The organism is Niveispirillum lacus (genome assembly GCF_002251795.1).
GTDB classification, from domain to species: domain Bacteria; phylum Pseudomonadota; class Alphaproteobacteria; order Azospirillales; family Azospirillaceae; genus Niveispirillum; species Niveispirillum lacus.
The window spans coordinates 81,524-90,230 of record NZ_NOXU01000018.1 but is presented as its reverse complement, the minus strand read 5'-3'; the positions used below and the strand labels follow the sequence as shown (position 1 = coordinate 90,230).

Annotated in this window: 7 protein-coding genes and 1 pseudogene; 5 read left to right on the top strand and 3 right to left on the bottom strand. The window is 63.8% G+C overall.

The window, feature by feature from the left end; genetic code table 11:
- Positions 1-114: 114 nt before the first annotated feature.
- The 3 genes and pseudogenes from CHU95_RS02675 to CHU95_RS02665 all read left to right on the top strand — a co-directional run.
- The gene (locus CHU95_RS02675) at positions 115-1,191 is read left to right on the top strand and encodes an efflux RND transporter periplasmic adaptor subunit (RefSeq protein ID WP_094453465.1); all 1,077 of its coding nucleotides are present in this window, start codon (positions 115-117) and stop codon (positions 1,189-1,191) included.
- Entirely contained in the window at positions 1,188-4,292 is a 3,105-nt protein-coding gene (locus CHU95_RS02670; protein WP_094453463.1) for an efflux RND transporter permease subunit, read from the top strand. Before CHU95_RS02675 ends, CHU95_RS02670 begins: the two co-directional genes overlap by 4 nt.
- 215 nt (positions 4,293-4,507) lie before the next feature.
- A pseudogene (locus CHU95_RS02665) lies at positions 4,508-4,798 on the top strand (transposase); the annotation flags it as partial.
- 153 nt (positions 4,799-4,951) lie between these two features.
- On the opposite strand, the gene tnpC reads toward CHU95_RS02665, so the two are convergent.
- Genes tnpC through tnpA (CHU95_RS02650) form a run of 3 tightly spaced genes read right to left on the bottom strand, consistent with a single transcriptional unit; the run spans position 4,952 to position 7,432 of the window.
- Positions 4,952-6,595, bottom strand: a complete 1,644-nt coding sequence (gene tnpC / locus CHU95_RS02660) for an IS66 family transposase (RefSeq protein WP_094453461.1) — start codon at positions 6,593-6,595, stop codon at positions 4,952-4,954.
- Between the two features lie 43 nt (positions 6,596-6,638).
- Complete coding sequence (gene tnpB / locus CHU95_RS02655) at positions 6,639-6,995, bottom strand: IS66 family insertion sequence element accessory protein TnpB (protein ID WP_094453459.1); 357 nt, start codon at positions 6,993-6,995, stop codon at positions 6,639-6,641.
- Complete coding sequence (gene tnpA, locus CHU95_RS02650; protein ID WP_094453457.1) at positions 6,992-7,432, bottom strand: IS66-like element accessory protein TnpA; 441 nt, start codon at positions 7,430-7,432, stop codon at positions 6,992-6,994. The genes tnpB (CHU95_RS02655) and tnpA (CHU95_RS02650) overlap by 4 nt, the downstream gene beginning before the upstream one ends.
- Before the next feature lie 476 nt (positions 7,433-7,908).
- Here tnpA (CHU95_RS02650) and tnpA (CHU95_RS02645) point away from each other — a divergent pair, with 476 nt between their 5' ends.
- Both tnpA (CHU95_RS02645) and tnpB (CHU95_RS02640) read left to right on the top strand, forming a co-directional pair.
- A complete protein-coding gene (tnpA, locus tag CHU95_RS02645) occupies positions 7,909-8,313 on the top strand; it encodes an IS66-like element accessory protein TnpA (protein ID WP_133065390.1) in 405 nt (134 codons plus the stop codon).
- Positions 8,310-8,663 (top strand): IS66 family insertion sequence element accessory protein TnpB, encoded by a 354-nt coding sequence (tnpB, locus tag CHU95_RS02640; RefSeq protein ID WP_094453453.1) that lies wholly within the window; start codon positions 8,310-8,312, stop codon positions 8,661-8,663. The genes tnpA (CHU95_RS02645) and tnpB (CHU95_RS02640) overlap by 4 nt, the downstream gene beginning before the upstream one ends.
- The last annotated feature ends 44 nt before the right edge of the window (positions 8,664-8,707 follow it).

The window sequence follows — 8,707 nt, the reverse complement described above, 5'->3', positions numbered from 1 at the left end:
ACAAATTCATCCCGATGTCCCAGTTGTTTCGACGACGGACAGTCAGGACCCTCGCTTCCGCAGCACTTGAGAACGCCATCCGTGGCCTGACTCCCAGCGCGTTGGAGAATTGAGATGCGCGCCTGCCATACCGCCATTCTTGGCGCCTTTCTTCTGACAACCCTTGTCGGTTGTTCGCCAGAAGAGGCGCCTGTTGAAAAGCCGCGGCCTGTCCGCACCCTCATCGTGACCCCTGTCGCGGACGGGGAGGAGCTGGTTCAGACCGGTGAGATACAGCCACGCTATGAGACCGCCCACGGTTTTCGCATTGATGGGCGCATCGCCAGCCGCCTTGTTGATGTCGGCGCGCGGGTGAAGGCCGGGCAGGCCATCGCCACACTGGATGACCGGGACGTGCAGAATGAACTGCGTGCCGCCGATGCCGACATGCGCAGTGCCGCCGCGGCCGAAGACCTGGCCAAGGTGGCGTTGGAACGGCAGCAGACCCTGTTCGCCAAGGATATCGTCGCCAAGGCCCGGGTGGATGAGGCGGAGGCCAATTGGCAGAGCGCCCGGTCCCGGCGTGAGGCAGCGTCTGCCACCTTATCCAATGCCCGCAACAAGCTGGCCTACACGAAGCTGACCGCCGAAAGCGACGGCATCATCACCAGCATTGGCGCCAATGCCGGACAGGTGGTCGCCGCCGGTCAGATGGTGGCAACCCTGGCATCGACCAATGAGCGCGAAGCCGTGTTCAATGTGGCAGAAACGCTGGTGCAGGGGGCACCGCATGATCTTCAGGTCAAGGTGTCCCTGTCGGCCAATCCCGCCATCAGCGTGGTTGGGTCTGTGCGGGAGATCAGCCCCACCGCCGACCCGGTGACACGCACCTTCCGTGTGCGCGTCAGCCTGCCCGGTGCGCCGGCCGACATGGCCTTTGGGGCCACGGTAACGGGGCGCGTCGTCCTGCCTACCGGTCTGATCATCGCAGTGCCCGCCTCGTCGATCACCAACGATGGCGACAAGCCCGCCGTTTATGTTGTCAATCCGGCAACGGGCCTGCTGGTGCGCAAACCGGTGACCGTGGCCCGCTACACCGCCGATACCGCCTATCTCGCCGCTGGCCTGGACAAGGGTGATATCGTGGTGACGGCCGGTGTTGCCAAGCTTCGGCCGGGGCAGAAGGTTCTGCTGGAAGGGGCCGCCAAATGAGCAGCCATGATCAGATCCCACCCCGGAAAGGCTTCAACCTGTCGGCCTGGGCGCTGAAGGAGCAGCCCCTGGTGATCTTCCTGATGCTGGCCACGCTGCTGGGCGGCATCTGGAGTTACCTGAACCTGGGCCGCAATGAAGACCCGCCCTTTACCATCAAGACGATGGTGGTACAGGCCTATTGGCCGGGTGCGTCGGCCACGGACACGGCCAGTCTTCTGACCGACCGGCTTGAGGAGAAGCTGGAGGAAACGCCGCATCTGGACCGGCTGGACAGCTACAGTCGTGCCGGCGAGGCCGTGATTTTCATCAATCTGCGCGATGACACACCGCCGGCCAGGGTCGAAGACATCTGGTATCAGGTGCGCAAGAAGGTGGCGGATGTGACCCCGACCCTGCCATCGGGTGTCCAGGGTCCCTTCTTCAACGATGAGTTCGGGGACACGTTCGGCATCATCTACGGCTTTACCGCCGATGGGTTCAGCATGCGCGAACTGCGCGACCGCGTCGATACGGTCCGCGCCCGCCTGCTGTCCACGCCGGATATCGGCAAGGTGCAGTTGATCGGGGTGCAGGAAGAACAGATCATTGTGGAATTTTCACCCCGGCGGCTGGCCGCCATGGGGCTGAACGAACAAAGCGTGATGCAGGCGCTTGCCGCCCAGAATGCCGTCGAACCGGCGGGCACCGTCCGCCTGCCCGACGAGAAGGTTGCCCTGCGCGTCAGCGGTGCCTTCGCATCAGAGGAAAGCCTGCGACAGGTGACATTGCGGGCCAATGACCGCTTTGTGCGACTGGCCGATATCACCACCATCACCCGCATTCCCGCCGACCCGCCCGCTCCCCTGTTCCGGGTGAATGGAGAGCCGGCCCTGGGTCTAGCCATCTCCATGGCGCCCACCGGTAACCTTTTGGCCTTTGGCCAGACCATCAAGGGGCGCATGACAGAGATTGCCCAGACACTTCCCCACGGCATTGAGGTGACAGTGGTTGCCGATCAGGCCGTGGTGGTCAAGCAGGCGGTCAATGGGTTTGTGAAGGTTCTAGTGGAGGCCATCGCCATCGTGCTGGCCGTATCGTTCCTGTCGCTGGGCACGCGAGCCGGTCTGGTGGTCACCTTGTCCATTCCGTTCGTCCTGGCCATGACGTTTATCGGCATGGAACTGACCGGCATCGGCCTGCAGCGTATCTCGCTGGGCGCTCTGATCATCGCCCTGGGGCTTCTGGTCGATGATGCGATGATCACCGTGGAGGCCATGGTTTCAAAGCTGGAGGAAGGATGGGACCTGCCGCGGGCTGCCACCTTTGCATATGACAGCACGGCCTTCCCGATGCTGACCGGCACGCTGGTCATGATTGCCGGCTTCATTCCCGTGGGCTTTGCCGCCTCCAGTGCTGGTGAATATTGCTTCTCGCTGTTCATGGTCGTGCTGATCTCGCTTCTGGCAAGCTGGATCGTGGCTGTCCTGTTCTCGCCCCTGATCGGCACCTGGGTTCTCCCGCGTACCATGGCCCACAGCCATGGCAGCGCAGGCCGCATCATGCGCGCCTACACCAGGGTCCTGGACTGGTCGCTAAACCATCGGGGCAAGACGATTGCCTTTGCCGTGGGCGTGTTCGCCTTGTCGCTTCTGGGGGCTGGCAAGCTGGAACAGCAGTTCTTTCCCCCGTCCGACCGCCCGGAACTGCTGGTCAGTCTGACGCTGCCGCAGAATGCCTCGTTGGAGGCTACGCAGCGCCAGGCGGAAAGGCTGGAAGCCCTGTTGAAGAATGACAGCGAGGTGGAGCGTTTCTCCACCTATGTCGGGTCGGGGGCCATCCGCTTCTATCTGCCGATGGATGTACTGCTGACCAATGACAACATCACCCAGACCGTTGTCGTGACCAAGGGGCTGGAAGAACGCGACCGGGTGCGTGCCCGGTTGGAAGCGGCCTTTGCCAAGGATTTCACTGACCTTGTTTCCCGGGCGACGCCGCTGGAACTAGGCCCGCCGGTCGGCTGGCCGTTGAAATACCGCGTTACGGGGCCGGATATCGCCAAGGTACAGGACTACGCCCAGCAACTTGCCAATGTGCTGGCCGCCAACCCCCATACGCGGGACATCAACCTGACCGCCGGCGAACCCCAGAAGCGGGTAGAGGTTCTGGTCGACCAGACCCAGGCCCGTGCCGTCGGCCTGTCATCGCAGGATGTGGCAAGCACGCTGTCAGCCATCTTCTCCGGTACGGGGATCACGGCTGTGCGTGATGGTAACCGCCTGATCCAGGTGATCGCCCGCGCCGAAGCGGCCGAACGCAACGATCTGGCCACGATTGCCAACCTGCAAATCACCACACAAGGCGGGCAGCAGGTGCCGTTGCGGCAGATTGCGCAGGTGCGCTTTGGTGTGGAACAGCCGGTCATCTGGCGGCGGCAGCGTACGCCCATCATCACGGTACAGACCGATATCGCGCCGGGCATCCAGGCCGCCACCGTCTCCGCCCAACTGGCACCCGCGGTACAGGCACTGGCGGCCAACCTGCCGGAAGGCTATGCCATCGCCGAAGGCGGCACGATTGAAGAGTCGGAGAAGGGCAACGCATCCATCATCGCCACTTTGCCGGCCATGCTGATGGTCATGATGGCGCTGCTGATGGTGCAGTTGCGCAGCTTCTCCCGCCTGTGGCTGGCGCTGGCCATGGCACCGTTCGGCCTGATTGGGATTGTCGCGGCCATGCTGCCAACCGGCACGCCGATGGGCTTCGTGGCTCAGTTGGGGGTCATCGCCCTGGCCGGCATGATCATCCGCAATGCCGTGATCCTGATCGAAGAGGTGGATGGCAATGTCGCCCGCGGCATGCCCGCACGCGACGCCATCGCCACTGCCGCCCTGCATCGGGCACGCCCCATCGTGCTCACGGCCTGTGCCGCCATCCTTGGCATGATACCCATCGCCCATCAGGTTTTCTGGGGTCCGATGGCCTATGCGATCATTGGCGGTCTGACAGCCGCGACCTTCCTGACCCTGACCCTGCTACCCAGCCTGATCTCCCTGCTGTTGCAGTTTGAGAAAGCTGACACAGCGCCCTTTGAACCGGAGCATGTTCAGAAACCACGGTAAACTGAGATCATTCGCCTGTTTTACACTGGGAACTTGAGTGCCCACAGTGGCGTGGACGGGTCGGAGTGACTGGATAAAGCTGATCCCCAGTCCCGACCACTTCCTCTGCTGAGAAATTTGGCTTAGGCCGCGTTTCCTTGGCGTATCAGGTCCTGATCAAGGTGAAGAGCGCCGGGTTTGCCGGAGGCTCCAACTCTTGAGTAGGATGGAGCATCATGAGCAAGACGACGAACAAGTTTCCCCATGAAGTGCGCGAACGCGCGGTACGGCTGGTTTTGGACAATGAGGGCCAGCATGGCTCGCGTTAGCAGGCGATCCTGTCGATCGCGGCCAAGATCGGCTGTCCCGCGCCGACCCTGAACGATTGGGTCAAGAAGACCGAGGTGGACAGCGGCCAGCGTGCCGGCATCCCGATGGAGATGGCCGAGCGGATGAAGGCGCTGGAGCGGGAGAACCGTGAACTGCGCCAGGCGAACGAGATTCTGCGCAAGGCGTCGGCGTATTTTGATGATGTGGATGGCCTCACCCCACGAGGAACATCGTGGGGTACGCATTTCTCATTGAGAGAGGAGACCGTTCATGCAAATCTTCCATCAAGTTGGTGGTACGCATCCGGTGGGTGCCGCGGGTGCTTCGGCGATGGCTATGCATAGTTGATCTCATGCAGCGGTTGCCTTCTGGGCTTCCCGCCGCTGTTTCCATTCCCAAGGGAGCAGCTCGTGGAGGCGGGTTTGGGGCAGATCGTTGATGCGGGCCAGGACATCGGCCAGCCAGGCTTGGGGGTCGATGTCGTTGAGCTTGGCGGAGACCATCAAGCTGTACATGAACGCGGCGCGTTGGCCGCCGCGGTCGCTGCCGGCGAACATCCATGCGCGGCGCCCCAAAGCTACACCGCGCAACGCTCTTTCGGCGGCATTGTTGGTCAGGCAGAGACGGCCATCCGTCAGGAACCGGGCGAACCGTTCCCAGCGGGTCAGCATATAGTCCAGCGCCTTGGCCACGGTGGCATGCCGGGACATTGCGGCGCGCTGCTGGCGCATCCAGCTTTCCAGTTCATCGACCAGCGGCTCGGCCTTGTCCTGCCGGACCGCCAGGCGTTCGTGGGTCGGCAGGCCGTTGATCGTGCGCTCCAGGTCGAACAGCCCGTCGATGCGCTTCACGGCCTCCAGGGCGACGGGCGAGATTTCCGGTGCCTTGGCACCGCGGCGGGCCTTGGTGGCGATGTCGGCCAGTTCAAAGAACTTGCGTCTTGCATGGGCCCAGCACAGGGCATCCGTCACCGGTGCCGGTTTGCGGGCGGGATCGTACAGTCGATCATAGCCCGCATAGGCATCGGCCTGGAGCAAGCCGGTGTAGCCGGCCAGGTGCTGTTCGGGATGGATGCCGCTGCGATCTCTGGAATAGTAGAACAAGGCCGCCGGCGGGGCCGGGCCGGCAAAGGGCCGGTCATCGCGGAGATAAACCCACAGCCGGGCAATATCGGTCTTGCCCTTGGCCAGTACCGGCACCGTGGTGTCGTCGCCATGCAGGCGGTCGGCCGTCAGAACGTGGCGTTCCAGCAGCGTATGCAGCGGCTTCAAGGTGGCACAGGCGTGGCCCACCTGATCGGCCGCCGTCGACAGGCTGACGTGCAGCCTCTCACGGGCAAAGCGTTCGCATTGCCGGTTCAGCGGCAGGTGGTGGGCGAACTTGTCGACCAGAATGCTGGCCAGCAGGTTCGGCCCCGCCCATCCCCGGGGCGTGACATGAAATGGGGCCGGGGCCTGGCTGATCCGCTCGCAATCACGGCAGCTCACCTTTTCCCGCACGGTCTGGATGATCTTGTGGGACGCGGGAACGCGCTCGGCGCTCTCGGTCACCGTCTCCCCCAGCCTGGACAGGCGGGAGGATCCACAGCAGGGGCAAGTGGTGGGGGCCGGGATCACCACGCGTTCGCGCGGCAGATGGTCCGGGAACGGCTGGCGCGAGGGGCGTTTGCGGGCAAAGGCCGTCACGCTGGTGGTCTGGGCCGCCGCCTGTTCAGCGGCCAGCTCATCCTCACTGGCGCTGGCCTCCAGCTCCTCCAGTTCCAGCTCCAACTGGTCGAGCAGCCGCGCCTTGCGTTCCGACCGTTGACCATAGAGTTCCCGCTGGAGCTTCTCGATCAACAGTTTCAGGGCGGCGATCTGGGCCTGGGTATCCGTCTCCACGGCCGCCAGCTTCGCCTGCGCGGCAGCGGCCAGTTGCTCCGCAGCCAGGGCCTTGGCCTGTGCTTGGGCCAGCGCTGCACGCAGAGCAATGAGGTCATCGGGCGGGGCATCCATAGGGCCAATTATACCAGGAAGCCCGCAGAAATCCTCGACTTTTTCAAGTGGAGCCCACGCATTTCCCGGGCCGCGCCGTATGTTGGGGATTTCGCCAGTCTATCCCGTGCAACAAATACGCGAATTGCGGACCGGATATCGCAACACAGCCGCCACTGGGAGCCGGCCAGATGAACCGCCCCCGTTCCAGCCGCTTGACATTCAAAGACATGCCCACCCCGTCATGCCACAGGCATTTCAACAGCGCGCCGCTGCGGCCCCGGAATACGTAAAGATCACCGGCGTGCGGGTCCCGGCCCAGCCCCTGTTGCACCTTCAGCGCCAGCGAATTCATCCCACAGCGCATGTCGGTGACCCCGCCCGCCAGCCACACCCGCACATCCAACGCAACCGGGATCATGAGCACCGCCCAGGAACCGCCAAGGCCTTCAGCACGCTGACCGCCAATGCCGGATCAACATCGCCCTGCATCCGCACGAACGTCCCGCCAGGCAGCGTGACCTCCAGTACCGCGGGCACCGCCGGTACCGGCGGATCCCCAGCAACCGCCGGCTCGGTGCAAATGGGCGGTGCCAGAACTGACGGTGCCGGGCCATCATCCAGCGCCACAGTCACGGGCAGAAAGCCTGTTGTATCCTCTCCCCCCGCCTCCACCGGAACCGAAAGCTCCCGCCGCCAACGGTACAGCAGGCTTTCATGCACACCCAGCCGCCGTGCCGCCGCCGCAACCATAACGCCCGGACGGAAAGCCTCTTCCACAAGCCGGACCTTCTCGTCCCGGCTATAGAACCGGCGACGCTCCGTCCCCGTCAGAAACTCCACACGCTGATAAGACATGACGTTTGCTACTCGTTTGCGTCCGCGCGATGACGCGCCACACAAACATCAGCACATGCGCCAAACCCTACAAGGCGGCCTTCACCGTAGGCGTACGGCGTGGGCTGGGCTGAGGGGATAGGTAAATGGCGTTGGGCTGGTTTTGGGGCGCTATTTGCCGGCAGCAAAAACCCCAGCAGGATGTTGATCTTGCTGGGGTTTTGTATGGATGCGGGGGCTCGCATCGACCGACATTACAACAAGCTTACTACTATGATTTAATTAAACATTTTCAGCACGCGCATCAGCGGTGACAAGCTCTCCGTCGGATTTCAGGCCAAAGAACGAATCCGCTGCGTGGGACACGTACTTGTTGATGGGTTGTTGCTTCATCCGTTGGCTTGAGCGTGTGGATTGTAAGCGGTGTTCTGGTCCCACCTTTCGGCGGGATCAAGGCGGAGCGAATCTCCCGGATCGCATGATCGGGAGAACGGTTTGTGTCTACGCTCGACCTTACGCTTGCCTCTGAGGCCGTGCGGGTGCGCCGGATGGAGGTGATCACCGGCGATGTGGGCCGCCGGACCTGGTCGCCGGAGGCGAAGGAACGGATCCTGGCGGAGGCGGCGGTGCCCGGGGCCGTGGTCTCCGAAGTGGCCCGGCGTCACGGATTGCGGCCCCAGCAGGTGTTCGGCTGGCGCCGGGAAGCGCGTGCCGCCAACCGCTTCCAGGAAGAGGGGTTGGTGTTTGCGCCGGTGGTGCTGGACACCACGCCGCCGCCAGCCGCAGCGAAGGAACTCCCGGCCATCGAAGTGCAGATCGGCGATGCGGTGGTGCGCGTGCCGGCCGGCATGGACAGCGCCACCGTCAAGGCGGTGCTGCGCGCGGTGAGGGCGTCGCGGTGATCGGTATCGAGGGCGCGGTGCGGGTTCTTGTCGCCGCCAAGCCGGTCGATTTCCGCAAGGGCATGGATGGTTTGGCCGCCCTGGTGCAGCAGCAACTGAGGGCGGATCCCTTCAGCGGGGTCGTCTACGTCTTCCGCTCCAAGCGCTCCGACCGGGTGAAACTCCTGCACTGGGACGGCACCGGATTGGTTCTCATCGCGAAGAGATTGGAGGCCGGCCAGTTCCGCTGGCCAGCGATCCGCGACGGCGTGATCCGGCTGACCCCGGCTCAGCTCTCGGCGCTCGTCGAGGGTCTGGACTGGACCCGGGTGCGGGGCGTGCGGGTGCCTCGGCCGACGTCCGCCAGCTGAGCTGCGACACAGCGACTCGGCCACCGCTTCGGAGGCGAGGACTG

Excerpts from the sequence above, each read along its gene's own strand:
- CHU95_RS02670 (WP_094453463.1), top strand. The coding sequence starts at position 1,188 with ATGAGCAGCCATGATCAGATCCCACCCCGGAAAGGCTTCAACCTGTCG.
- CHU95_RS02675 (WP_094453465.1), top strand. The coding sequence starts at position 115 with ATGCGCGCCTGCCATACCGCCATTCTTGGCGCCTTTCTTCTGACAACC.
- tnpC (WP_094453461.1), bottom strand. The coding sequence starts at position 6,595 with ATGGATGCCCCGCCCGATGACCTCATTGCTCTGCGTGCAGCGCTGGCC.
- tnpB (WP_094453459.1), bottom strand. The coding sequence starts at position 6,995 with ATGATCCCGGTTGCGTTGGATGTGCGGGTGTGGCTGGCGGGCGGGGTC.
- tnpA (WP_094453457.1), bottom strand. The coding sequence starts at position 7,432 with ATGTCTTATCAGCGTGTGGAGTTTCTGACGGGGACGGAGCGTCGCCGG.